This window comes from Curtobacterium sp. MCBD17_028 (assembly GCF_003234875.1).
Taxonomy (GTDB): domain Bacteria; phylum Actinomycetota; class Actinomycetes; order Actinomycetales; family Microbacteriaceae; genus Curtobacterium.
Genome location: NZ_QKTQ01000001.1, coordinates 17,947 through 40,183, shown reverse-complemented (window position 1 = coordinate 40,183; position 22,237 = coordinate 17,947). Strand labels below are relative to the sequence as shown.

25 protein-coding genes, 4 tRNA genes and 1 pseudogene are annotated in these 22,237 nt (G+C 69.9%); 14 read left to right on the top strand and 16 right to left on the bottom strand.

Annotated elements, in window-relative coordinates; translation table 11 throughout:
* The first annotated feature begins 7 nt into the window (after positions 1 to 7).
* The 3 genes from DEI86_RS00230 (at position 8) to DEI86_RS00220 (ending at position 3,451) form a co-directional block, all read left to right on the top strand.
* Complete coding sequence (locus DEI86_RS00230; protein ID WP_375334616.1) at positions 8 to 1,993, top strand: flagellar biosynthesis protein FlhA; 1,986 nt, start codon at positions 8 to 10, stop codon at positions 1,991 to 1,993.
* Positions 1,968 to 3,089 carry a hypothetical protein gene (locus tag DEI86_RS00225; protein ID WP_111048510.1) on the top strand — a complete coding sequence of 374 codons (1,122 nt, stop codon included), beginning with the start codon at positions 1,968 to 1,970 and terminating at the stop codon, positions 3,087 to 3,089. Before DEI86_RS00230 ends, DEI86_RS00225 begins: the two co-directional genes overlap by 26 nt.
* Before the next feature lie 74 nt (positions 3,090 to 3,163).
* Positions 3,164 to 3,451, top strand: a complete 288-nt coding sequence (locus DEI86_RS00220; protein WP_111048509.1) for a carbon storage regulator — start codon at positions 3,164 to 3,166, stop codon at positions 3,449 to 3,451.
* A 22-nt stretch (positions 3,452 to 3,473) separates the two neighbouring features.
* Here the strand turns inward: DEI86_RS00220 and DEI86_RS00215 are convergent, their stop codons facing one another.
* The 3 genes from DEI86_RS00215 to DEI86_RS00205 all read right to left on the bottom strand — a co-directional run bounded on the left by DEI86_RS00215 (position 3,474) and on the right by DEI86_RS00205 (position 6,841).
* Positions 3,474 to 4,040, bottom strand: a complete 567-nt coding sequence (locus DEI86_RS00215) for a hypothetical protein (protein WP_111048508.1) — start codon at positions 4,038 to 4,040, stop codon at positions 3,474 to 3,476.
* Positions 4,037 to 4,657 carry a DNA-binding protein gene (locus tag DEI86_RS00210; protein ID WP_111048507.1) on the bottom strand — a complete coding sequence of 207 codons (621 nt, stop codon included), beginning with the start codon at positions 4,655 to 4,657 and terminating at the stop codon, positions 4,037 to 4,039. Before DEI86_RS00210 ends, DEI86_RS00215 begins: the two co-directional genes overlap by 4 nt.
* Positions 4,658 to 4,756: 99 nt before the next feature.
* Complete coding sequence (locus DEI86_RS00205; protein ID WP_111048506.1) at positions 4,757 to 6,841, bottom strand: acyl-CoA dehydrogenase; 2,085 nt, start codon at positions 6,839 to 6,841, stop codon at positions 4,757 to 4,759.
* Between the two features lie 420 nt (positions 6,842 to 7,261).
* Between DEI86_RS00205 and DEI86_RS00200 the strand changes: the two genes are divergently transcribed.
* On the top strand, positions 7,262 to 8,071 hold the full coding sequence (locus tag DEI86_RS00200) for an LLM class F420-dependent oxidoreductase (RefSeq protein WP_111008862.1): 810 nt from the start codon (positions 7,262 to 7,264) through the stop codon (positions 8,069 to 8,071).
* A 57-nt stretch (positions 8,072 to 8,128) separates the two neighbouring features.
* Here the strand turns inward: DEI86_RS00200 and DEI86_RS00195 are convergent.
* Positions 8,129 to 8,204 (bottom strand) — tRNA-Val (locus DEI86_RS00195).
* 191 nt (positions 8,205 to 8,395) lie between these two features.
* On the opposite strand from DEI86_RS00195, the gene DEI86_RS00190 reads away from it, so the two are divergent.
* From DEI86_RS00190 to DEI86_RS00180, 3 genes are all read left to right on the top strand, one after another.
* Positions 8,396 to 8,467 (top strand) — tRNA-Gly (locus DEI86_RS00190).
* An 85-nt stretch (positions 8,468 to 8,552) separates the two neighbouring features.
* Positions 8,553 to 8,623 (top strand) — tRNA-Cys (locus DEI86_RS00185).
* Positions 8,624 to 8,664: 41 nt separating this feature from the next.
* Positions 8,665 to 8,739 (top strand) — tRNA-Val (locus DEI86_RS00180).
* Positions 8,740 to 9,061: 322 nt separating this feature from the next.
* Here the strand turns inward: DEI86_RS00180 and DEI86_RS00175 are convergent.
* The gene (locus tag DEI86_RS00175) at positions 9,062 to 9,526 is read right to left on the bottom strand and encodes a MarR family winged helix-turn-helix transcriptional regulator (RefSeq protein WP_111048505.1); all 465 of its coding nucleotides are present in this window, start codon (positions 9,524 to 9,526) and stop codon (positions 9,062 to 9,064) included.
* Between the two features lie 133 nt (positions 9,527 to 9,659).
* Here DEI86_RS00175 and DEI86_RS00170 point away from each other — a divergent pair, with 133 nt between their 5' ends.
* Positions 9,660 to 10,535: a cyclase family protein gene (locus tag DEI86_RS00170; RefSeq protein ID WP_111048504.1), complete on the top strand. Its 876-nt coding sequence runs from the start codon at positions 9,660 to 9,662 to the stop codon at positions 10,533 to 10,535.
* A 39-nt stretch (positions 10,536 to 10,574) separates the two neighbouring features.
* Here DEI86_RS00170 and DEI86_RS00165 read toward each other — a convergent pair whose 3' ends face one another.
* From DEI86_RS00165 to DEI86_RS00155, 3 genes are all read right to left on the bottom strand, one after another.
* Entirely contained in the window at positions 10,575 to 11,291 is a 717-nt protein-coding gene (locus DEI86_RS00165; RefSeq protein ID WP_258376421.1) for an alpha/beta fold hydrolase, read from the bottom strand.
* 189 nt (positions 11,292 to 11,480) lie between these two features.
* Positions 11,481 to 11,864, bottom strand: coding sequence for a hypothetical protein (locus DEI86_RS00160; protein WP_146244837.1), 384 nt, complete (start codon positions 11,862 to 11,864; stop codon positions 11,481 to 11,483).
* Positions 11,865 to 11,979: 115 nt separating this feature from the next.
* Entirely contained in the window at positions 11,980 to 12,300 is a 321-nt protein-coding gene (locus DEI86_RS00155) for a hypothetical protein (protein ID WP_146244836.1), read from the bottom strand.
* A gap of 419 nt (positions 12,301 to 12,719) precedes the next feature.
* On the opposite strand from DEI86_RS00155, the gene DEI86_RS00150 reads away from it, so the two are divergent.
* Both DEI86_RS00150 and DEI86_RS00145 read left to right on the top strand, forming a co-directional pair.
* Positions 12,720 to 12,953, top strand: coding sequence for a hypothetical protein (locus DEI86_RS00150; RefSeq protein ID WP_111048500.1), 234 nt, complete (start codon positions 12,720 to 12,722; stop codon positions 12,951 to 12,953).
* 97 nt (positions 12,954 to 13,050) lie between these two features.
* The gene (locus DEI86_RS00145; protein ID WP_146244835.1) at positions 13,051 to 13,293 is read left to right on the top strand and encodes a hypothetical protein; all 243 of its coding nucleotides are present in this window, start codon (positions 13,051 to 13,053) and stop codon (positions 13,291 to 13,293) included.
* Between the two features lie 98 nt (positions 13,294 to 13,391).
* Here DEI86_RS00145 and DEI86_RS00140 read toward each other — a convergent pair whose 3' ends face one another.
* The 3 genes and pseudogenes from DEI86_RS00140 to DEI86_RS16760 all read right to left on the bottom strand — a co-directional run.
* On the bottom strand, positions 13,392 to 14,162 hold the full coding sequence (locus DEI86_RS00140) for a DUF6998 domain-containing protein (protein ID WP_111048498.1): 771 nt from the start codon (positions 14,160 to 14,162) through the stop codon (positions 13,392 to 13,394).
* A 131-nt stretch (positions 14,163 to 14,293) separates the two neighbouring features.
* A complete protein-coding gene (locus DEI86_RS00135) occupies positions 14,294 to 15,220 on the bottom strand; it encodes an MFS transporter (protein ID WP_258376420.1) in 927 nt (308 codons plus the stop codon).
* A 127-nt stretch (positions 15,221 to 15,347) separates the two neighbouring features.
* Positions 15,348 to 15,545, bottom strand: a pseudogene (locus tag DEI86_RS16760) (MFS transporter); the annotation flags it as partial.
* Between the two features lie 105 nt (positions 15,546 to 15,650).
* On the opposite strand from DEI86_RS16760, the gene DEI86_RS00130 reads away from it, so the two are divergent.
* The 3 genes from DEI86_RS00130 (at position 15,651) to DEI86_RS16755 (ending at position 18,367) form a co-directional block, all read left to right on the top strand.
* Positions 15,651 to 16,088, top strand: a complete 438-nt coding sequence (locus tag DEI86_RS00130) for a metallophosphoesterase (RefSeq protein ID WP_111048497.1) — start codon at positions 15,651 to 15,653, stop codon at positions 16,086 to 16,088.
* A 799-nt stretch (positions 16,089 to 16,887) separates the two neighbouring features.
* Positions 16,888 to 17,196 (top strand): hypothetical protein, encoded by a 309-nt coding sequence (locus tag DEI86_RS00120; RefSeq protein WP_111048495.1) that lies wholly within the window; start codon positions 16,888 to 16,890, stop codon positions 17,194 to 17,196.
* A 1,039-nt stretch (positions 17,197 to 18,235) separates the two neighbouring features.
* Positions 18,236 to 18,367 (top strand): hypothetical protein, encoded by a 132-nt coding sequence (locus DEI86_RS16755; protein ID WP_258376419.1) that lies wholly within the window; start codon positions 18,236 to 18,238, stop codon positions 18,365 to 18,367.
* A gap of 49 nt (positions 18,368 to 18,416) precedes the next feature.
* On the opposite strand, the gene DEI86_RS00115 is transcribed toward DEI86_RS16755, so the two are convergent.
* The 3 genes from DEI86_RS00115 to DEI86_RS00110 form a co-directional block, all read right to left on the bottom strand.
* Entirely contained in the window at positions 18,417 to 18,998 is a 582-nt protein-coding gene (locus DEI86_RS00115) for a GNAT family N-acetyltransferase (RefSeq protein ID WP_111048494.1), read from the bottom strand.
* A 67-nt stretch (positions 18,999 to 19,065) separates the two neighbouring features.
* Positions 19,066 to 19,188 carry a hypothetical protein gene (locus DEI86_RS16750; RefSeq protein WP_258368448.1) on the bottom strand — a complete coding sequence of 41 codons (123 nt, stop codon included), beginning with the start codon at positions 19,186 to 19,188 and terminating at the stop codon, positions 19,066 to 19,068.
* A gap of 187 nt (positions 19,189 to 19,375) precedes the next feature.
* A complete protein-coding gene (locus DEI86_RS00110; RefSeq protein ID WP_181439661.1) occupies positions 19,376 to 20,404 on the bottom strand; it encodes a BadF/BadG/BcrA/BcrD ATPase family protein in 1,029 nt (342 codons plus the stop codon).
* A 270-nt stretch (positions 20,405 to 20,674) separates the two neighbouring features.
* Between DEI86_RS00110 and DEI86_RS00105 the strand changes: the two genes are divergently transcribed.
* Positions 20,675 to 21,070: a VOC family protein gene (locus DEI86_RS00105; protein WP_111048492.1), complete on the top strand. Its 396-nt coding sequence runs from the start codon at positions 20,675 to 20,677 to the stop codon at positions 21,068 to 21,070.
* Positions 21,071 to 21,109: 39 nt separating this feature from the next.
* Here the strand turns inward: DEI86_RS00105 and DEI86_RS00100 are convergent, their stop codons facing one another.
* Positions 21,110 to 21,589 carry a hypothetical protein gene (locus DEI86_RS00100; protein ID WP_146244833.1) on the bottom strand — a complete coding sequence of 160 codons (480 nt, stop codon included), beginning with the start codon at positions 21,587 to 21,589 and terminating at the stop codon, positions 21,110 to 21,112.
* Positions 21,590 to 21,633: 44 nt separating this feature from the next.
* Positions 21,634 to 22,209, bottom strand: coding sequence for a TetR/AcrR family transcriptional regulator (locus tag DEI86_RS00095; RefSeq protein WP_111048714.1), 576 nt, complete (start codon positions 22,207 to 22,209; stop codon positions 21,634 to 21,636).
* Positions 22,210 to 22,237 lie beyond the last annotated feature (28 nt).

The following is a 22,237-nucleotide window of genomic DNA, read 5'->3' as shown; positions in this document are numbered from 1 at the left end:
GCTCATCATGCCGGTGCCGTCGTTCGTCCTCGACTTCCTCATCATCTGCAACATCCTGCTGGCGCTCGTCATCCTGCTCACGACGCTGTTCGTGCGGAAGCCGCTCGACTTCTCGGTGTTCCCGTCGCTGCTGCTCGTCGCGACGCTGTTCCGGCTCGGACTCAACGTCGCGTCGACGCGACTGGTGCTCGGCAAGGGGTTCGCGGGCGACGTCATCCAGGCCTTCGGGCACGTCGCGGTCTCGGGGTCGGTGATCATCGGCGCGGTGATCTTCATGATCCTCGTCGTGATCCAGTTCGTCGTCGTCACGAAGGGCGCCGAGCGCGTGGCCGAGGTCGGGGCGCGGTTCACGCTCGACGCGATGCCCGGCAAGCAGATGGCCATCGACGCGGACCTCAACGCGGGACTCATCACCGACACCGTCGCCAAGGAGCGCCGGGCAGCGGTGTCCGCCGAGGCGGACTTCTACGGCGCGATGGACGGCGCCTCGAAGTTCGTCAAGGGGGACGCGATCGCGGGCATCCTCATCATCGTCATCAACCTGGTCGGCGGCATCGCGATCGGCATGGTGCAGAACGGGCTGTCGATCACCGACGCGTTGGGCAAGTACGGCATCCTGACGATCGGTGACGGCCTCGTGACGCAGATCCCGGCGCTGCTCATGGCGGTGTCCACGGGCATGATCGTCACCCGGTCGAACGCGGACGCCGACATGGGCTCCTCGGCCGCCACCCAGCTGACGCAGTCCCGCAACGCGATCCTCATCGCGGGGATCGCGGCCTGCGGCATGGCGTTCATCCCGGGCATGCCGATCGTCCCGTTCCTGCTCGTCGGGGCGGCGCTCCTCATCGTCGCGTACCGCCTCGGGGTCACGGCGAAGGCCGATGCGGCCGCCGCGGAACGGGCCGAGCGGGCCGCGGCCGTCGCCCCGACGGGGGACACCCCCGAGGACCTCATCGAGCAGATGCGGGTGCACGCGCTCGAGATCCTGCTCGCGCCCGACCTCGTCGACATGGTGTCCGGGGCCTCGGACGACCTGCTCGGGCGCGTCCGCGCCCTCCGCCGCAAGATCGCGGTCGACATGGGACTCGTCGTCCCGCCGGTGCGCACGCGGGACAGCGTCGACCTGCCGCCGTCGACGTACGCGATCCGCATCGCGGGGGTCGAGGCGGGCCGCGGCACCGCGCCGGCACGGAGCGTGCTCGCCCTCGGCGACCAGCTCGACGGGCTGCCGGGGGAGCCGACGACCGAGCCGGTGTTCGGGCTGGCCGGCAGGTGGGTCCCCGCCGAGCTCCGGCACGCCGCCGAGATGACCGGCGCGACGGTGATCGACCGCGTGTCCGTGCTCGTCACGCACCTGCAGGCGATCATCGGGGACAACGCCGCCCGGCTGCTCACGCGTGAGGACGTCAAGGTCCTGACGGAGGGCGTCAAGCAGACCAACCCGGCAGCGGTCGAGGAACTCGTGCCGGGCATGCTGTCGATGGCCGAGCTCCAGCGTGTGCTGCAGGGCCTCCTGGCCGAGCGGGTGCCGATCAACGACCTCGGGCGCATCTGCGAGGCGCTGACGCTCCGGGCGAAGGTCTCGACGGACCCCGAGGGACTCGTCGAGGCGGCCCGTGCGGCGCTCGGCCCCGCCCTGGCCGCGCGCTACCTCGACGGCAGCGTGCTCCGGGTGATCATGATCGACCCCGGGCTCGAGCAGTCCATGCTCGAGGGGCTCCGCCCGTCCGAGCAGGGCACGCAGATCCTGCTCGACGCCCACCGGGTGGAGCAGGTGCTCGGATCGGTCCGCGATGCCGTGGGCGCCGTCGAGCACCAGGGCCTGTCGGCCGTGCTCGTGTGTGCGCCGCAGCTCCGTCCGGCGATCCACCGCCTGGTGTCCGCCCAGTCCAACGGCCTGCCGGTGCTCTCCTACCAGGAGGCGACCGCCGCGGGCTCCACCATCGAGACCGTGGGAGTCGTCCGTGCCGCCGATCCGATCGCAGCGTAGTGCGCCGACGCTCGACGCCCTGCGCGCCGACGTCCGCGCCGAGTTCGGCCCGGCGGCCCGCATCGTCGCGGCCGAGCGGGTGACGACGGGCGGCATCGGCGGCCTGTTCCGGAAGCACCACTACGAGGCGACCGTCGAGGTGCCGGCGCCCGGCGACGAACCGGTGGCGCGCGTCGCCATCGACGCGGGTGGGCCCCGTCGCGCCGGGATCCTCGCGTTGCTCGAGGACGCCGAGGCCCGGGAGGACCGGCTCGCCGCCGCCGACGCCGTCACGACCCGTCGTGGTCGCCGCGCCGCCGAGGAAGCGCGCGGGTCCCTCCGCCCCGTTCCCGGCATCCCGGCCTCGGGCAGGTCGGTGTCGTCCGGTGCCGGCCCGGCCGGTCCGCTCCTGGTGGGAGCGGACGAGGAGGTCGTCGCGACCCGCTCGGACGCCTTCGCTTCGCTCATGGAAGACTTCACCTTCAACGGCCTGGCGCCGCGCGTCCCGCTCGGTGAGGCCCTCGGTGGGGCCGGGACGGCGACGCCCGCGGTGGGCCCGGCCGTTCCGCTGCCGTCCGACCGGGAGGACCGGCTCGTCGAGTCGACGCCCCTCACCCCGGTCGCGGCCGGCGTCGACGGGTTCGTGCGGGCTCCCGTCCCCGACGCGACGGACCGGATTCCCGACCCGCCCGCGGTCCGTCGCGCCGACGGTGACCTCGTGCTCGTCGTGGGCCGGTCCGCGGCGGTGACCGAGGTCCTCCCGGTCGTGGCGACCGCACACGCGCTCCGGATCCTGCCTGTCGAGGACCGGCGATCGGCGATCCTCGCCCGAGCCGCGGGGGTCCAGGAGGGCACGGCGGTCGTGTCGTCGTTCGTGTGGAGCGGTGCGGCGGACGACCCGGAGCGTGCCGCACGACTCGTGGGGATCGCGCCCGACCAGGTGTGGGTGGTCGTGGACGCGGGCCGCAAGCACGACGACACGGCGCGCGAGGTCCGCGCGGTGCAGCGGACGATCGGCGTGACCGGGGTCCTCAGCGTCGGGGCCGAGGACACGACGACGCCGGAGACCGTGCACATGCTCGGGTTCCCCGTGGTCGACGTCCGGAGCTGGCGGTGACCGTCGACGCGATCGGCGCCGTGCCGAGTCCGCACCGGGGGCTCCCCGCGCCCGTCCGCCGATAGGCTGTCGGGATGCTGGTGCTCACACGCAAGATCGGCGAGCGGATCCTCGTCGGTGAGGACATCGTCATCACCGTCCTCGACTCCCGCGGCGACGGCGTCCGCATCGGCATCGACGCCCCGCGCGGCGTCAAGATCCAGCGTGAAGAGGTCGTCGCCGCCGTCACCGAGGCGAACGTCGAGGCGAGCCGGTCCTCCAGCGATGCCGAAGCGCGGCTGCGCGCGGCGCTCGGTGCCCTGGGCGGGGGCGGCGGCGCCCCGGGTGGGGACCGTCGCGGCGACGCCGAGGAGCGTCGCTGAGGCTGCCTCCCGGCTGACCGCGTCAGGCGAGCGCGACGAGCGCTGCGAACGCCCCGGCCCACAGCATGCTCGCGAGCGTGCCGATGATGAACCGTTCCCGGGCCTCCGCGCTGTCGAGCTCCGAGAACCGGCCGAGGCCCTTGATCGCGATCACCGCGGCGACGATCTCGAGTCGACCGACGAGGATCGCCGCGACCACCGCGATGCGTTCGAGGTGACCGATCGCCGCGCCACCGCGGAGGACCTCGTGTCGCTGCCCGTCCCCGCGCTGGTCGAGGATGAGGATGCCTCCGTTGCGCCCGGGCGTCGCATCGCGGTGCGTCGCCAGGCGGAGCACGACGGCGGTGGCGGGTCCGCCGCCGACGACGCCGAGCACGCTCATGAGCACGGTCATGACGCTCGCGAGTGCCGGGTCGGGGGCGGGGACGCCGACGTGGAACGCGAGCGCGAGTCCGCCGGCGGCGAGGGGTACGACCCCGGCGAGGCCGGCCGCCGTGCGGGGTTCCCGGCCCGAGGTGAGTGCGAGCATGCAGCAGACGAGCAGGACCACGGGGCCGACGATCCAGACGAGGACCTGCACCGCGGTCATGTCGGCGCTCCGTCCGGTTCCGGGCGGTCCGCGTCCTCGAGCAGCCGGACCAGCGCCGCCCGCACGGCGTCGTCCTCACGGAGCCCGGCGGCGGCCGCGCGCTTGCTCGCCGCCTGCGGGCTGATCCCCAGGTGTCGGGCGGCCTCACGCTGGCTCATGCCCTGGTCGAGCAGGTCGGCCAGCTCCCAGCCCTCGGGGGACCGGCGCGCGCGGAGCCGGATTGCCTGCGTGACGAGGGGTTCGACGTCGTCGGCGGTGCGGTGCCGGCCCGGCTCCACGGCGACCGCGACGTGGTCGGGCCGGTCCTTCGCGCGCTCGACGGCTTCGCGCGCACGGTAGAACGCGGTCCCGGATGCCGCACGGGTCGCCGTGGGCAACGGCGTCTGGACGTCGCCGATGCCGCACCCGATGCTCCAGTCACCCGCGCGGGCGAGCCGGAAGACGACGTCGAGTGCGGCGCCCGCGTCGGCGGTGGCGATCTGGAGTTCGTCGCCGGCGGTCCGGTCCGCGGGGAGGAGCAACCGGGTCCCCACGGCCGCCCTGATCGCGGCGAGCGCGGCCTCGACGAGGTCGGCTCCGTGTCGACTGTCGATCTGGTCTGCGGTGATGACGTACATGCTCGACCTCCGCGTCAACCCTACGAGGTTGATCTGGTGCCGATCAACCCTGGGAGGTTGATTGCTCCCGGATCAACGCACCAGGGTTGACCGTTCTGCTCATCGTCGCGGGCGGGGCTCCGCGCCGGGAGTCCGTCCGGCGGCCCGCTCGGCGGCGTACCACGCGCGGGCCTCGTCCTGCCGTCGCGCCTCCGCCCCCGAGGCGATCGGCGCGCGGACGTGGCCGGGCTCGTACCCGAACGTCGCCACGAGGTCCGTCGCCAGCGGCCGGAGTCGGCCCACGAGCCGGTCCATGGTGGCCGAGACGGCAGCGCCCCGCTGCGCGGACAGACGCCCGTGCATGAGGTGCCAGGCGAGGTGCTCCTCGACGAGCCCGAGCCCGAAGCAGTCGCGGAGCCACGTCAGCACCGTCCGCGAGTCGTCGTCGGGGGCGTCGGCGAGCGCCGCCGTGAAGGCGTCCCACTGCATGAGCTCCGCGTGGGCACGAGCGGCCTCGATGAGCTCGTGCTGCTGCTCGTTGAGGAGGCGCGCCTGGCGGACGCGGTCCTTCCCCGCGCTGCGGAGACGCATGCCGATGCCGGCCACCATCGTGTCGACGCGGTCGGCGAGGAGTCGGCGCTGCGTGACCGGGTCCCGGAGGTCCTGCGACGCGCGGCGGACGGAACCGCGGTCGAGCACGGTCTGCCCGACCGCACGGACCCGCGTCACATCGGCGACCCGGCCGGCGACCCGAGCGGCCACGAAGCGGGCTGCCCCGGCCGGGTCCCGTGGTGCCGCGGCGGCGAAGTCACCGAGCAGGCGCTTGCCCACCAGCTGGAGGAGCACGGTGTTGTCGCCCTCGAACGTCACGTACACGTCGAGGTCGGCCCGGAGGCCGGTGAGCCGGTTCTCGGCGAGGAACCCGGCCCCGCCGCACGCTTCGCGGGCCTCCTGCAGCGTGTCGAGCGCGGCCCACGTGGACAGCGGTTTGAACGCCGCGGCCTGCGTCTCGAGGTCCTCGCGCCGCTCCGGCGTGTCGGCGCGACCGCTGAACACGTCGTCGAAGGTGCGGAGGAGCCGCTCGTGGGCGAACGACTGCGCGAACACGCGGGCGATGCGGGGGATGAGCCGGCGCTGGTGCTCCCCGTAGTCGAGGAGCACGCCCTCCTCGCCCTCGGCGGTCGGGAACTGCCGACGCTCGGACGCGTACGTGACCGCGATCTGCAGCGCGAGCTTCTGTGCGACGACCGCGGCGCCGTCGAGCGACACACGGCCCTGCACCAGGGTGCCGAGCATGGTGAAGAACCGGCGGCCGGGGGACGCGATGGGCGACGAGTACGTGCCGTCCGGCGCGACCGCGCCGTACCGGTCGAGCAGGTTGGTCCGCGGGACCCGGACGTGGTCGAAGTGCAGCCGGCCGTTGTCCACCCCGTTGAGGCCGCCCTTGACGCCGTCGTCCTCGCCACCGATCCCGGGCAGGAACGCGCCGGTCGCGTCACGGAGCGGCACGTAGAAGGCGTGCACGCCGTGCCCGACCCCGCCCGTGACGAGCTGCGCGAACACCACCGCGGCGACCCCGTGCACCGCCGCGTTCCCGATGTAGTCCTTCCACGCACCCCGGAACGGCGTGTGGATCTCGAACTCCTCGGTCGCCGGGTCGTACGTCGCGGTCGTGGCGATGCTCTGGACGTCGGAGCCGTGCCCCGTCTCGGTCATCGCGAAGCAGCCGGGCACCGTGAAGTCGAGGATGTCGGGCAGGAACTCCTCGTGGTTGTGCTCCGTACCGAGGTGCAGCACCGCCGAGCCGAACAGGCCCCACTGCACGCCCGCCTTGATCTGCAGCGACGGGTCCGCCGTGGTGAGCTCCTCGAAGGCCGCGACGTTGCCGCCGTGGTTCTCCTGACCGCCGAACGACCGCGGGAACGGACGCTGGATAGCGCCCTGCTCGACGAGCAGCCGGCACTGTGCGAGGGCCCGCTCGCGGTGGTCGTCGACCGAGGCGCCCTCGAGGCGGTGCGTCGCCGGGTCGAGCGCCAGCGCGCGCGAGATCCGGCGGTCCGCCGCCCAGCGTCCGAGCAGCATCTCGGCCACACCGGGGACGTCGATGCGCGGACGGGACCGCCGGTCGGCCGCGTGGGGTGACGAGCCACCGGACGCGTCCGGTGTGGGTGCGATGGGGACGTCAGGGACGGCGATGTCGACCATGGACGGGAGGCTATGCCCGCCTCCGCGCGCTCGCCAGCAGCCGCGTGGTCGCCCGACAAGGCCGACCCGGGGGAGTCGACGCCCCTGTGGAGGTTTCCTCCAAGCGGCCTCCGGTGCGGGTCCACAGGATGCAGGCCGTCCGGATGGGGGAGCCGTCCCTCCCGACCGGGTAGCGTTGCGGACGCACCGTTCGGATCTGGAGGACCCCCATGCTCACTGTCATCGCAGTCGTCATCATCGGCATCGGCGTGCTCGGCGGCGTCGGCGTGTGCGCGGCGTTCGGCGCCATGCTCAAGGGCGGCACCGAAGGCCGCAGCTGACCCGACGGGACGCCGTGCCACCATCGGCGCGCCGTCCCGTCGCCGTCCGGGCTAGCGTGGCGAGGAGTCCCGTCCAGCACTCCCTCGAAGGAGCAACCGCGTGCCCGCCTCCACCGTCCGCGTCGGCGTCCAGATCGCCCCGCAGCACTCGCCCTACGCCACCATCCGCGACACCCTCGCCGAGCTCGAGGACCTCGGAGTGGACATCGCCTTCAACTGGGACCACTTCTTCCCGCTGTCCGGCGACCCCGACGGCACGCACTTCGAGGGCTGGACGATGCTCGCCGCCTGGGCCGAGCAGACGACCCGGATCGAGTTCGGCCCGCTCGTGACCTGCAACACCTACCGGAACCCGGACCTGCTCGCCGACATGGCCCGCACCGTCGACCACATCAGCGCGAAGGACGGCGCCGGGCGGCTCGTGTTCGGCATCGGGTCCGGGTGGTTCGAGCGCGACTACGCCGAGTACGGGTACGACTTCGGCACGGCCGGGAGCCGGCTCGACGCGCTCGATGCCGCGATGCCCCGGATCGAAGCCCGTTGGGCAGCGCTCAACCCCGCGCCGACCCGGAAGATCCCCGTGCTCATCGGCGGTGGCGGCGAGAAGAAGACGCTGCGCATCGTGGCGGAGCACGCCGACATCTGGCACAGCTTCTCGGACGTCGAGACGCTCGAGCGCAAGCTCGGCGTGCTGCACGAGTGGTGCGAGCGCGTCGGCCGGCCCACCGACGCGATCGAGATCTCGACGGGCGTCGACGTCTCCGGCACGCTGACCGCCGAGCAGGGTTCCGCCCTCGATGCCCAGCACGCCCTCGGGGCACGGCTGTTCACCATCGGGGTGAGCGGGCCGGACATCGACCTGGCGCCGGTCAAGGCGCTGCTCGCCTGGCGGGACGGCGTCAGCGGCTGAGACGACGCCACCCTGCGGAACGACGAAGGCCCCGGGGACTCCCCGGGGCCTTCGTGGTGGTGGGCGATACCAGACTCGAACTGATGACCTCTTCGGTGTGAACGAAGCGCGCTACCAACTGCGCCAATCGCCCCTGCGCGGCTGCCCGCGCCCATCGATACTACTGGAAGCAGCGCCGTCGTCCTATTCGGTGACGTCCGCGCGCGTCGTCAGCTCGCTGACACGCCCGGCCTGGCTCGTTTTGCGATCCGGGCTGGAGGTCGGATAGAGTAACGGAGTCGCAGCGAGCGGCGGGCCGGAAACGGACCGTCCAGTGGCGGCGATGCGGATGTGGCGCAGTGGTAGCGCATCACCTTGCCAAGGTGAGGGTCGCGAGTTCGAATCTCGTCATCCGCTCGAGTGCAAGGATCCCCGGATCCTGAAGGCTCACCAGAGAGGATCCCCACCGATCCGGTGCTCACGGAGACGTGAACCTCAGCACGGTGGGGTGGCCGAGAGGCGAGGCAGCGGCCTGCAAAGCCGTATACGCGGGTTCGAATCCCGTCCCCACCTCGAATTCGTATCGTTCGCAAGGGCGGTAGGAGTTCAACTCTGGGCGATTGGCGCAGCGGTAGCGCGCTTCCCTGACACGGAAGAGGTCACTGGTTCGATCCCAGTATCGCCCACCACGTAGCAGCCCCCGGGTCTCCGGGGGCCCTCTTCGTTTCGCGGTGTGGTCGTGCTTCTCGCTTCATCCCGAGGCACCGTTTGGCACCCCCTGCTGCTGACGTCGCCGGCAAGGTGACGAGAGGGATTCTGCGGTTCACGCAGACGTGCCTCCGCCTAGGCGATGCGCCCCGGCGGATGCCGACGTTCGAATGACGTGCCCGCATCGAGACTGACACCGGACGGGCTCTGTGAGACACGGCGTCCGGCGCATCGTCCGGTCGTGCGCCGTCGTTCGGTGGTCGTGCTCCGTCGTTCGGCGGCGGACCATGCATCGGGCACGGGTCACAACGAGGCGTCGACGACGGGTGCAGCTCGAGCACCGTCGATCACGGTGAGCAGCAACGCGTTCAGCTGAGCACTCTGCGAGGCGTCCAACCCGAAGGTGCTGAGGTCGTTCGTCGCCAGGGCCACAGTCTGTGCCGCATCCAGCGCGGCCTGCCCGGCCGGCGTGATCGCCGCCGGGTTCCTCCGGCCGCGTGCGCGGACACCGACCCTGTGGACGAGGCCGCGTCGCTCCATCCCGTCGAGTACATCGGACATGCTCTGCGGGCGCACGAAGACGGCCCGCGCGATCTCTGCCGATGTCATTTGCGCACCGTCCGCCAGGCACGACAGCACACCGAACTGCACCAGGCTCACGTCACGCTCGGCCATGCCCGCGGTGATCCGCGAGCCGATGATGCGTGCAACCTTCAGGGCATTCCAGCCCAGCACCGAGTCGAGACCGGTTCTTTCAGCGTCGTCCACGTTCGGCGTCTCCTTGCGACAGGGAAAGCAGGTTCCTGCTTGTGCGTATATGGTGCAGGAACCTGCTTCTGCGGGACCTCCTTGGAGTGTGCATCACGCACCCGTACTCCGTCGAATCGACAGGACAGACACCATGACCGCACCCGCACTACCTGACAACAGGGGCCGTTGGGGCGCCGACGACGAACTCGGCACGCTCAACCTGATCGATGACGCCGCGAGAGCGCGCGCCGCGGAGCAGGTGCAGGTCGGCAAGAGTGTGTCGCTCGCGCTGCCCGTCGAGCCAGCGTCCATGCTCGGGGGGCCGTTCGCTCCGCCGTCCCCGCCGTCACCCCCGGTCCAGCAAGCGCTGCTGTACACGGGCACACCACCCATGGGCATGTCCGAGGTGCTCATCGTCACACCGCACCACCCGGCGCTGACGCACCTCGACGCGTTCGCCCACATGCCCGTCGACGGCACCGTCTACCCAGGACGCCCGGTCACGGATGCAGTCAGGGCAGGAGGCGTCCTCTTCAGCTCGACGACCGCCTTCGCCGAGGGCATCGTCACGCGAGGCATCCTGCTCGATCTGGCATCGAACGGTCCGCTGCCGGCCGCGCACCCGATCACATCCGCCGACCTGAACACGGCAGAGGAACACGCTGGGGTCAAAGTCCTACCCGGCGACGCCGTGGTCGTGCGGAGCGGCTGGGGCTTCAGTTGGGACGCCCAGGCCCAGGCCCCGGGCATGACCGTCGACGCGGTGTCGTGGATGCACGACCGCGGCGTCTCGCTCTACGCCGGCGACGTCAGCGACTCCTTCCCACCGAGCGATCCCCAGATGCCCATGCCGATGCACATGGTGGGGCTGGCCCGCCTGGGCATGCCCCTCATTGACAGCGTCGCCACCGATGACCTCGCCACGACCTGCGACGAGCTTGGTCGACACGCCTTCCTCCTCAGCGTCGCGCCACCCCGCCTCCACGGCCTCACGGGCGTCCCCGTCAACCCTCAGGCGATCTTCTGATTCGACATCTCAGTGATGAGCGTCCCGATGACCGATCCTTCACCGGGCGGTAATGAATGGATGTATGGCGCTGATCCACTGGTCGAACGCATCGAGGTGTGCGTCGTGCGAGGCGTTGCCGAGGTCCACGCGCTGCACGTTCCGGCCGCGGCGCACGAACTCCGACTTGTCCGCTTCCGAGAACATCCCGCCATCGGCGTAGATGACGAGCACCGGTGCCTCGATGCTCTCCCACTCCGCCCAGCGAGGTTCTTCCGTTGCCTCGATAGTGGCCTGCATGACGTCGGCGTCGAATCGAGGGTGGAGCCCATCGGCCCGTTCCTCGAGGTCATTGACCCATGCGCGCTTGAGGGGGCTGTCTCCCAGCGCGGCGGCGGCGACGAAGCGGCTGGCGAATGGGACGGTCCAGGACCGGAAGTAGTTCCCGAGCGCGGCGTGTTCTTCGGCTGTTCCTCCGCCTTGGTTCCCTTCGAGCATCACGAGCCGCTGGACGAGGTCAGGTCTGGTTGCCGCGAGGAGCATCGCGGTGTGTGCACCGATCGACTGTCCGACTACATCGACCGGTTCTGATGTCTCCGCCGTGATAACGCAGACGATGTCGGCGACGAACGCGCCACGGGACGTGTCCGTCGGCCGTGTGGTGCTTCGGCCGTGCCCACGCTGGTCGACGAGGATCACTCTCCGCCCCTCGAGCGCGTGGGCCGTTGGGATGAACTCACAGCTGCTGCCCGCGAGTCCGTGCAGGATCACGACCACGGGGCCCTCACCCGCATAGATCGTGTACGCGATTGCTGTCCCGTCATCGGCACGCACCTGCTTCCGTACAGCACCCATGGCGGCGATCCTAGGGACGCACACCGGGTCTGTTTCGGAAGCGGATCGGCTACCGGACGTTCAGCAGTACGGCGCGTTCCTCTGCGGCAGTGCGTCCAGAGCTGCAAAGCGTCATCGTCGGCTCCGGTGATGTACGGATCGCTCGGGCTGCGTGCTTCGGCGCATCCGCGCAAGTCGTAGGCGCACTCGAATCGACCCCTTCGTCCTGCTGAGCGTTTCGCGGAAGTACCACGCGAAAGCCAACCCGATCAGCACCACGGGAAGCAGTTCGGGCGCAAGGAGGAACGTGCCGAAGATCATGTCGAACATTTCGAAACCCACGAACGACGCTGCCGCGAACCATACCCAGCCGGTGAACAACATCAGGAGTCTCGCCGCCCCGTACCGAGCGCGCCGCACGCGAGCCCGCCACAGGCTGATCTTGCGCGGAAAGGGCTGGCGGTATCGCGGGGGCACTCTTGATGGGATGTGACGACGACGGAAGCTGTCGAGCATGAGCGCTCCTGATGGTTTTGCGGGCAGCGGACGGCGAACCGTCGAACCACGCACGCCACTCGACGAGCAGTAGACAGCCACTACAGCGGTAGTGAACCGTCCTAGCGGGAAACGATCAGGTGCGTGCGGCAGGACGACGGACGAGCCGCCCCGGCGCACGCGGCCCGTGCCCGCTTGCCAGCATCACGCTCATCTGAGGCCGCAGGTCCGGCTGCGGCCTCGACGCGCTCGCCACCGACCAGAGGGCAATGTCAATCGCGAATACAACGCAGATCACGCGGTCCGCGGCATGCACGAGGACCATTGCCACAGCCGTGCCGACCGTCAAGACCAGGAGCGCGGCAATCGGATGCGCGGCTGCGGACGGGAGAACGAGATGCATCCAAGTCTCGATATCGACAACGCGAGCGAGCAGAACCCATCCGAGTGATGTCATGGCCCCTCCCCCCGCTCCGCTTGGTCGTACAGTTTAGGCAGGCCAGGCACTCGTCGGTCGGCGACGAGGACGTGTCGTTGACCCATCGGCGATCGGACACGACAGTGCCGGGCGCCAGTCGCTGCTGAGGCGACTCTCGGGCTGACCAACCTCAGGCGTGCGCGAGGATTCCTCGCCGCGGTCGCGTGCAGCCGTGATCGAACAGCGGCGGCAGAACAAGACCCTGCAGTGGATGCTCGGCACACCGCGCCTCCGGGCCGCGTTCTGGCTCCTCGGCGGAGTCACTCGACTCCTCATCACGCGCCGCGAACGGAAGAACGAACTCGGGCAGAACGGACACCGACCGGAGCCGATGACGTCGGAGCGCAGGGACGCGTCCGCCCCGACGATTCCGCCTCCACCGAAGGGCAGGAACAGCAGTGACGGACGAACAGCCGGAAGAGCCGCCTCGGTCGCCGGAGGAAAGCCGCCGGTTGCGGAGGTGGATCTGGGTCATGTGGATCGCAGCCGGTGTCTTCTTGCTCGTCCAAGCGATCGTCAACCCGATCATCCTGAACTTCATCTTGGTTGCGGTCTGGCTCCTGGGCAACATCGCTCAACTCATCGTCACGCTCCACCAACGGAAGAGCGGAAGCGGGCACTCCGGCAGCTGACCGCCGCCGGCTCCCACAAGGCGGTGACCGGCCTACACGACCCGTCTCGTCAGCCGATCGACGACCGGACGGTGCCTGGCGCTGGTTGACTTCGAGCATGTCGGCACACCTTCCCCCTCGAGTGCTCGGCCTCGCGGGCGGAATCGGCGCCGTCGCCGGCGGGCTCGTTGTCGCGCTCATCGGCTTTCTCGTCCGGTACATCGGACTCGGAACCGGCGGACTCGTCATCTCGGGGATGGGGGCGTTAATTGCAATCGTTGCCGCAATCGGGTTCGCCCTCCACGGCTCGGCTCGTGTCGAACGGCCGGACAAGGAGATCAACTCCGACGACGGTCCGTGACCGGGAAGCTTGTCCTGCGCGGCCCTGGTCACCGGCGCGTCTTCGCTTCGGTCGCCCAGTAGGGGATCGTCAAGGGAACGGGTCGGGCTCCTCCCCGTTCATCGGGTTTGGCTGAGCAGCTCCCGCCAAGCCGAGTCAAAGTCCGCCGTCCGGTCGAGTCCGCGGGCCTTGGACGAGCGCACCTGGGACACCGTGACGACCGTGCCATTGGTGTGCTTCTTGAAGGACCCGTGCTCGCGCACCTCGACTGGAGTCCACTCCCGCGCCGCGACGACTTCACCGGCTTCGTTATCGATGACGAGGAAGGCGCAAATGTCGAAGTCGAACGACCGGAGCGGCGAAAATACGGCGCCGCTTGCCATGCCGGGCCGGACCAGCCGCACCTTCACCTGCACCTTGCGACCATCGGCAGCGGTCAGGTCGTACGACTTCTCCGAGTTTGGCGCGAGCAGCCCGTCGTAGACGATTGCGGCGCAGAACTCGGCGAGGTCTCCGATGGGTGCGTTGTTCGTGCGGATCAGGTGTCGGGTGCGGAGTTCGGCGAGGACGTTCGTGTAGGTGTCGAGCAGATCCCCAACACTCAGGCGCGCGAGTGGCGTCGCAGATTCGCCGCTAACCTCATCAAGGTCTTCTGGTTCCGGCAACGGTGCGGAGGCCGTTTCCACCCCGACGAACGGCTCCGTGGCGGAGAGGGCCGTGGTCTTCGAGAATCGGGCAGTCAGAATCGCGATCTGCTCGCCGGTGAGGCTCCACGGCTGCCCGGTCTCGCTCGGGTGCCGCCAGCCTTGCCTTCGCATCCAGCCACGCATCTGCTTCGGGTCGGCACCGATCTGCGCCGCGAGTTCGGGAACGGACAGCTGCTCGCTCATGCTCGAACCGTAACCACCTCGCCTGACTCAGCTGGCTCGGCGCGCAACGGACCCTCCCACTGAGCTCCTTGGGGCGAACTGCGCACGAAGACTTCGGGAGCCGGGTCGGTCGAGGTCCCGTTGACGATTCGCTAGCGAACGGTCGTGGTTCGCAGGGGTGAGCACGCAGCGACAACTACGGCGGCGGCGAACACGAGAGTCACCGCGAGCAGGGCGAAGCGATCTCCGGCGACGGTCATGAGGGCACCGCCACCCACTGCTCCTACTGCGGCGAGCGTTCGGTTCGCGCTGCGCATCGTGCCGTTCATGCGGCCGAGGAGGGCGTCGGGTGTGACGGTCTGGCGGAGGCTCATCTCGTTCGCGTTCTCGCACCCCGCCGCAGCGCCATGCACGGCGAACGCGACGAACAAGACCACGACGGCCACCAGCGGCGCTGCAGCGCCACTGCCAACGGTTGCGAACGTGATGGCCGCCCACGCGATCGGGTACGCGGCTCGAGCGGCGATGATCGTCTGGCCGGCACCGAAGCGGGTGCCGAGGCGCGGCGCAGCGGTAGCGCCGAGGAGCATCGCGACTCCGCTGACGGCGATGATGGCCCCGTACACGGCGGCTGGTAGTGCGAGGGTGCGAAGCGCGAGGGTCGCGAATACCGTCAAACCCGCGGCGTTGGCGAGGAACCACAGGTGTGTGGACAGCGCCAGAGGCGCAAGCGTTGCATGACCGTACGTCCAACGCAGACCGTCAACGATGTCGTGCCGCAGCCGCGTACCCGGCAGGCGTGCCCGCTTCTGCTCGACAACGCGGACCCGGGCGATGAGGACAGCGTCGACGAAGTAGCTCACCGAGTCGAGGGCGATCGCGACCGGCGCGGTGACGACGCTGACCACGACACCGCCGAGAGCCGGGCCCACCGTCTGCGCTGCCGCGTCACTCTGATCCACCCGCGCATTCGCCGCCAAGAGGAGCGGGCGAGGGACGATCCGAGGCAGGAGAGACTGCGTGGCGGCGAAGCCCACGACCGACAAGGCACCGAACACGAACAACGCCGCCGCCGTCACCCAGAGGTTCAGTAGTCCAGTCAGCCAGAGGACCGGAATCGTACCGAGGCACACGCCACGACCGACCGACACTCGCCCAGATCAGGAGTGGCTTCCGCCGGAAGCGATCGACGTACGCGCCGACGATCAGACCGAACAATGCATACGGGAGGAATTGGGCAGCGTTCACCAGGCCCACCTCGAACGGAGTGGCGTGCAGCACCGTCACCACGAGAACCGGTACGGCGACCGCGCTCACCGCTGATCCGAACGACGAGACTGTCGCGGCCGACCAGTACGAGCGGAACCCGGGCACTCGACGCAGCGTGGTCACGTTGTCGCCCATGCGCCAACGCTTGCAGATCGCAAACCCACGAGCAAGGAGCTTGGCACCATACGTCCCTGTGCGGGTGGCTGATTGCTCGCCGGGCGTTCGTGGCACTGTGAGGTCATGGTTTCCAGCGTCGCCGTCCTCTCCGATGTGCACGGCATGCTGCCTGCGCTCGAGCGGGTCCTCAGCGAGCCAGCCGTGCAGCGCGCGGAGCTGATCGTTGTGACGGGAGACCACACCTGGGGCCCTCAACCGGCGCAGGTCCTCGACCGCCTCATGCAACTCGGCGACCGGGCGGTCCTGATCAGGGGGAACGCGGACCGGGAGCTGCTGTCCATGTCTCGTGGGATCGACGTCGGCCTCGGCGATGACCCCGTGTCAGTGTGGGGCGCGGCGCAGCTCGCCTCCGAGCACCGTGCCCTCCTGGAGCCGATGGCTGAGAACGTCACGGTCGACATCGACGGGTTCGGGCCGGTGTTCTTCTCACATGCGACGCCGCGCAACGACGAGGAAGTGGTCCTGGCGCTCATCGCGTTCGGGCCCCGGGACGGCCGGTAACGGCGCGGTGCGCCTCACCCTGGAGGCTCTCCACAGCCGATCAAGTCACGGGTACCTGCATCGCGTCGTCGGCAATCCCCACGTCGCGGTGTTCGGAGGTGCGAAGATCGCGCCGTGCCAGCTCGCACCCTCGCGGCTCTCGACGACGCGACGTTCGACGTCACCGCCGCTCGAGTGAGCGGCGGCCAACTGCTCCTGCACGGGTGGGTCGACGAACACGACACGAGCCTCTGGACGGTGCGACTGCCGGTCATGCTGACTATTTCCAAGGCAACCGACGTCGTCCTGGACAGCACCGGCGGGACCGGCGAGCTCGTGCCCGAAAGCATCGACGTCATCGCAACAGCGGCGGCGCTTCGAGGCGTCATCCCATGTGTGGTCGTCGTGACCACGTCGACGCGGAGCGAAGTGCCGCTCGACGTCGGAACCACCCCGATCGCGCTCCGCCGATGGGGCCGATGGCGGCCATGGGACGGTGCGCCGGCGCCTCTGAACTACGGCGCCGTGTCGAGGCGGCTCGGGGGCACGGCCTGCCCCGCATGCACGCATCGGTGGGACGAACACCCGGGCGGAGAGGACGTGACGCGGACGACCTGCAATGAATGCGAGTACGAGCTCGGCACGGTGAGCTGCCGCCGGATGGATCGATCTGCACGGCAACGGTGCCGCGTTGGCTTCTCGAGGTCGGCCCAGCGGACCCCGGGCGCGGGCACCCGTTAGCGGGGGGCGATCAGCATCCCGCTAGCTGATCTTGCCATCGAGACGCGCGTCGACGCCGGCGTGGCCGTAATCTCACTCCATGGCCGAGGCCCTGTTCCCCCTGGTGAGTGTGGCGATCCTCGTGCTCACCGTCGCAGGGATCGTTTGGCGAGGGCGAGACAAGCGATGGGCTCGTGACGCTCAGCTCGCGCTCAACGCTCAACCCCTGTTGAGCCTGATCCCGGCTGCATTCCTCGCACTAGGTGCTGTTGCACTCGCCATCCTGGGCTTTGGATCGCTTGCAGCAGGCTTCGCGCCCGGGTGGGGCTTCTTCCCCTTGGCTCTCGAGGCGCTAGTCATCATTGGTTTCACCGTGTGGATCGCTCGTCGTCCGTTCCCCGAGGACTGACGCGTCGCTTCTCCAGCTATGCCGACGTCCGGCTGCCGATCGACTAGCGAGACGGAGCGTGCCGGGCTGCCGATGGTAAACAGACGCATGCGCATCCGCCCCTGGGCTCTCACGCTCCTGATCGTGCTCGCGGCTTGCGGCGTTGCACTCTTCGTCCTGCCCCCGGGAATGCCGACGCAGATCCTCGGGGCAGTGCTCATCGTTGTGGCGTTCGCGGTGTTGATCGTCTCAGAACGAGCTGGTCGGTCGGGGCGCTGACGGCACGGCAGGTGATCCACGACGGGTGAACCAAAGCGACAGCGGTCTCGACGCATCGGTGAGGGGGACACCAGCTTCATGACGTGGCTCGCGGCGCACCTCTTTCGGCGCTATCAGGATCGTCGCGCTCGGCAGCACCCAGCTCAGGCCTCGGCCGCGCGCCCGGCGCTTTACCCGTCCCTGGGACTTGGCGGCCGCTCCATCGAGCGCTCGATCGCGTCGAACGTCACTCCCGACCCGGGTGCTTTCGAACGGGCAGCTGAACACCTGCACGCTCGAGTCGTCCAACAGGACCGGGGCCACATTGACCTCTTACAGGCGGGGCGGTGGCTTCGTGATCGTTGGCCCAGTGAAGCACCCGCACCGGTCCTCGCACGGCTTGGTGACGACCTCGCGGAGCTTGCTCGCCGCGAGCAACCGAAGGGGGCCGGTTGCGATCGGCTGACGAGCAGCCCTGGCTGCCAAAGCTGCCGGCGCGCTGTCTCTGACGGTCGGCATGCTCCGGGAAGCTCCTGTCTGACGTGGTGGAACGTCCGCGTCGTGCTGCCGGAGCCTCCGCTGCAATGACGCAGATGACGAGCGGGTCGAGAGCGCCGACGGGATTTCCCCAGGACCATCCCACGAGAGGTCCTATGCTGGTTCGTGCCGTCGCGATGCCGGGCATTCGGGTTGCCCTGGAACGAAACGGCTCCGTGCGTGCCTGCAGCATTCGGGTTGCTGCAGGCACGCACCTCCGGCTGCCCTCGACGATGCCCTCCGCGGCTGGGTCGCACGGTGCGACGTGGACGAGCTCACCATCGACGGTACCGGCGACACCGATTGGCTTGCGGAGGTGCGCGGCCTGCTCCAAGCACTGTGGATCGAGATCGCGAACCGGTACCCCGTCGTCGTCGACGAGCCCTGGTGGGGGTGACCGGTCCGCTCATGGTCGACAGGTGCCTGTTGGTGATGGCTCGTCTGAGCTACTGCTGACCGTCGTCCCAACGGATCGGCTGCCGGCGGTCGTCCGTCCGGAGCACCGCCGCCAGGAGTTGGTCACGGCGCGACCCTCGATGTGTCAGGGCTGATCGAAGCCGTCCTTCGAGGCGGAACCCACATCGTTGCGCGACCAGAGCGGAAGCCTCGTTCTCAGGGAGGGCATGCCACTGCACGCGGCTGAGCCCGAGACCGTCGGGAGGACCGGCGAACGCCCAGTCGAGGATCGCGCTGACCGCTTCGGTCATGAAGCCGTGGCCGCGACCGGCGGGCGCGAGCAGGTACCCGACTTCTCCGGCTCCGTCTGCGACACCGAAGATGCTCACCGCGCCCAGGACGTCGGTGGGGTCGGCTCGCGGGCGGACCGCGAACTCGAACCGGGTCCCGTCCCGCCATCCCGCTTCGACCTGCCGGACGAACGACTCAGCTTCGTGGCGTCCGTAGGGCACCGGTATCGGGGTGAACGCGATGACGTCCGGGTCCTGGCAGTACGCCACGATCTGATCCGCGTCCTCGGTCCTCTGCGGGCTGAGGACGAGCCGCGGCGTTCGGAGCGTCACCGGTTCCATCGCCCCACGCTACCGAGCGAGACGGCGCAGGGAGGGCCTTCGGGCCCAGCTGCGGCCGGTCCTGGTCTCACCGCCCCGCGCCCGTCGCCGCGACGCACTGGCGGCCGCGGAGGAGGTCCTGCAGGTCGGGGCAGTCCCAGGTCGTCCATCCGCTCTGGCCGTACGCGTCGAACGCCGACGTGGAGGCCACGGAGACGCCCGACGGCGTCGTGCGGACGAAGGTCGGTACCGGATCACCCTCGGTGGTGAGACCGACCCAGCTGAACGTCGCCGAGCCTCCAGCGGCACCGCGACCACGGCGAGCGCTGCGGCCACCGCCACCACGGGCCTCCCTACCGACATGGCACGAGCATGGCGGATCAGGCGGCCCGGCGACGTCACGATCGAGCGACGGTGCCGTCGGGTCGAACGTCCTGCTGACTCTCGTGCAGACGGTCGATGACGGACCGGTTGGTGGCCGCCCCGACGGTCCCGTACGCGATCAGCGCTGCACCGCGGAGCGCGTCGAGCGCGGCCGGCACCAGTGCCGCCGGTGCGTACGTGTCCTCATCGAGCGCGTCCGCGAGGCGGGCGGTGAACGCCGGTGTCGTCGCCAGACCGCCCGTCGTCGACACCGTCACGCGGTCGCCGCCGATGAGGGGAGCGAGCAGTCCGACGCCGCGGGCGGTCTTGCGGGCGAGGTCGCGGAGCGCCCGATCCGCCAGCGGCGATCGATCGGCGGCCTCGGTCACGAGGGGCGCGAGTGCGCCGAACCGGTGCCGGACCTCCATCCGGTCCACGTGCGCGAGGCCGAGGATGACGTGGCGGAGTCCCGGCACGTCGTCCGCGCCCCAGGAGCGGAGGACCGCGGCGACGAACTCGTCGTCGTCCGGACCGGCGGCGCCGAGCAGGATGAGCTGCACCGCCTCGTAGGCCAGGTGCCGAGCCGCGCCGGCGTAGTGCTCGAACTGCCCGCTCTCGACCTCGGTCCCGTCCGCGTCGATCGCGAGGATCATCGAGCCGGTGCCGGTGACCACCATGATCCCCGGGGCACCGAGCAGGGCGCCGCGGTGCGCGACGACCGCGTCGTTCAGGATGAGCCGTTCGCACTGCAGCCCCGGCACGCGGAAGAAGTCGTCGGCCCAGCCGTTGTCCCCGTCGCCCTGGTTCGAACCGGCACGGCTCACCATCGCCAGCCCGGCGACGAGCGCGACAGCGTCAGCAGCGTCGCGGCCGGCGTCCTGCAACGCGCGGACCGTCGTGTCCGCGACGTTCGCGGCGGCGTCCGCTTGGTGGTACGGACTTCCGCCTCGGCCCGTGGCGGAGCCGAGCAGGCTGCCGTCGAGGGCGAAACACCCGACGCGGGAGAACGTGCCCCCGGCGTCGGCGGCGATCACGAAACGGGGGTCCCCTCCGGCGTCGGACATGGGCCGAGCGTAGCCAACCCGCGCTCGACGCCGCGCTGTCGCCGCTCCGTGCATCACTCGGTGGCACTACCGCACCGTCGGCACGTGGACCACGGGCCGGTGGCGGTTGTCGATCTCCGCGCTCGGCCGCCACCATGGCACCACGCTCGGTGACCCGCGTCGTCGAACCGTCCGGTCGACTCGGATGCGCTGGGGATCCGATGCGCCCGTTGACGAGCGGATCCGGACCGAGCAGGCTGGCTCGCGACGGCGACGACCCCGGAGGCATCGATGACGAGCAGCATGTGGGTGAGCATCACGTCAGCTGATCTGGCGCGGTCGGCTGCGTTCTACGAAGCGTTGGGGTTCCCCGTCAACCCGGACTTCTCCGATGAGCACGGAACGTGCTTCGAGCTCGCCGACAACCTGCACCTGATGGTCGTCGCACGAGACTTCTTCGCGACGATGACCACGAAGGAGATCGCCGACCCGCGGACCCATGCGCAGGTCGGCCTCAACCTGACACGCGACTCCCGCGACGAGGTCGATGCGATCGTGGAGAAGGGGATCGCCGCCGGTGGGCACGAGCCCCAACCCGCGCAGGACCTCGGGTTCATGTACTCCCGCGACCTGGAGGACCCGGACGGGAACAACCTCGGGTTCCTCTACATGGCCCCGGCCGACTGAGGGTCGCTGGTCTCGCGGTCGCGGGCTCGCAGGCCGGGATCACCCTTGGCCGGCGGGCGCGTCCGCGACGAGCGGTGTGCCGTTGGCCGCACAATCGCGCTGTGCCCGTTGCATCCCCGCGCTGAACGCGGGCGCATCCGGGTCGAACTGCGCCGAGGCGACGACCGGTGGGGAACTGGCGATCGCGTCCTGGATGCTGGTGAGGTCGGCGACCAGGCCGCGGTTCGGGGTCCGCAGCATCCCCGACACCACGGTCGGTGTCAGGTTGACGATCGCGGCGTAGCCGGCGTCCTGGATGGTGCCCGCACTGCGCTCGATGCCGGCGGCCGACAGGTCCGTCTCGAGCTCCGTCAGCCCGGCGCAGGTCACCGCGATGCCCGGGTCGGGGGTGGGTGTCGACGCGGCTCTCGTGGTGTGTGCGGCGGTGCTCCGCGGGGCGTGATGCGGCGCGGCGGTCGAACATCCCGTCAACGCGATCACTGCGCATGTGGCAGTGACAGCGACCAGCAGTGTGCGCATGGTGCCCCCTCGTGCGGCACGTTTCCCCTCGCTGCCGCGTCGACTCATCCTGCCGTATCCGCTGTCGCCGCTGTCAGCAGAACGAGCCGGATCGCCACCTCGAGCCGCGCCCGGTACTCGTCGCGGGTGTCAACCTGGTGTTTCAGCCCCACCGACACGCTGCTCAGCGTTCGCGCGACATCCGCTGCCGCCTCGCAGTGGTCGCTGATCGCCGCGGTCACCATCGCCTCGAACCGCGCGGGAGCCTCACGGGCCGTGTCATCGAGGAGTTCCGGGTTGTCGGCGATCACGGCGGACACGTCGCGCACCATCGGTCCGACGTACCGTCCGGCCCACCGGTCGAACGCGTCGAGCAGGCGGTCGGCGATGGGCCGCGTGTCGTCCGCGAGGAGCTGTTCGATCGCTGCCAGATCCTGGGTCAGGACGTGTGCCGCGGCCTCCCGGAACAACGCCTCCTTCGACTCGAACAAGAAGTACAACCCCGGGCGGGAGATCCGTGCTGCTCGCGCGATGACGTCCATCGATGTCCGCCGGTATCCCGCTTGTGCGAACGTGTCGAGCGCTGATTCGAGCACGCTCCGACGGCGTCCCACATCCGTGCCGGTGGAGGTGTCGACCATGCCGCCGATGATACCGCCTTCCATACCG

Bases quoted from the DNA above. Each gene is read 5' to 3' on its own strand.
- DEI86_RS00230 (WP_375334616.1), top strand. From the start codon at position 8: ATGCCGGTGCCGTCGTTCGTCCTCGACTTCCTCATCATCTGCAACATC.
- DEI86_RS00220 (WP_111048509.1), top strand. From the start codon at position 3,164: ATGCTGGTGCTCACACGCAAGATCGGCGAGCGGATCCTCGTCGGTGAG.
- DEI86_RS00215 (WP_111048508.1), bottom strand. From the start codon at position 4,040: ATGACCGCGGTGCAGGTCCTCGTCTGGATCGTCGGCCCCGTGGTCCTG.
- DEI86_RS00210 (WP_111048507.1), bottom strand. From the start codon at position 4,657: ATGTACGTCATCACCGCAGACCAGATCGACAGTCGACACGGAGCCGAC.
- DEI86_RS00205 (WP_111048506.1), bottom strand. From the start codon at position 6,841: ATGGTCGACATCGCCGTCCCTGACGTCCCCATCGCACCCACACCGGAC.
- DEI86_RS00170 (WP_111048504.1), top strand. From the start codon at position 9,660: ATGACCGCACCCGCACTACCTGACAACAGGGGCCGTTGGGGCGCCGAC.
- DEI86_RS00160 (WP_146244837.1), bottom strand. From the start codon at position 11,864: ATGCTCGACAGCTTCCGTCGTCGTCACATCCCATCAAGAGTGCCCCCG.
- DEI86_RS00155 (WP_146244836.1), bottom strand. From the start codon at position 12,300: ATGACATCACTCGGATGGGTTCTGCTCGCTCGCGTTGTCGATATCGAG.
- DEI86_RS00145 (WP_146244835.1), top strand. From the start codon at position 13,051: ATGTCGGCACACCTTCCCCCTCGAGTGCTCGGCCTCGCGGGCGGAATC.
- DEI86_RS00140 (WP_111048498.1), bottom strand. From the start codon at position 14,162: ATGAGCGAGCAGCTGTCCGTTCCCGAACTCGCGGCGCAGATCGGTGCC.
- DEI86_RS00130 (WP_111048497.1), top strand. From the start codon at position 15,651: ATGGTTTCCAGCGTCGCCGTCCTCTCCGATGTGCACGGCATGCTGCCT.
- DEI86_RS00120 (WP_111048495.1), top strand. From the start codon at position 16,888: ATGGCCGAGGCCCTGTTCCCCCTGGTGAGTGTGGCGATCCTCGTGCTC.
- DEI86_RS00115 (WP_111048494.1), bottom strand. From the start codon at position 18,998: ATGGAACCGGTGACGCTCCGAACGCCGCGGCTCGTCCTCAGCCCGCAG.
- DEI86_RS00110 (WP_181439661.1), bottom strand. From the start codon at position 20,404: ATGTCCGACGCCGGAGGGGACCCCCGTTTCGTGATCGCCGCCGACGCC.
- DEI86_RS00105 (WP_111048492.1), top strand. From the start codon at position 20,675: ATGACGAGCAGCATGTGGGTGAGCATCACGTCAGCTGATCTGGCGCGG.
- DEI86_RS00100 (WP_146244833.1), bottom strand. From the start codon at position 21,589: ATGCGCACACTGCTGGTCGCTGTCACTGCCACATGCGCAGTGATCGCG.
- DEI86_RS00095 (WP_111048714.1), bottom strand. From the start codon at position 22,209: ATGGTCGACACCTCCACCGGCACGGATGTGGGACGCCGTCGGAGCGTG.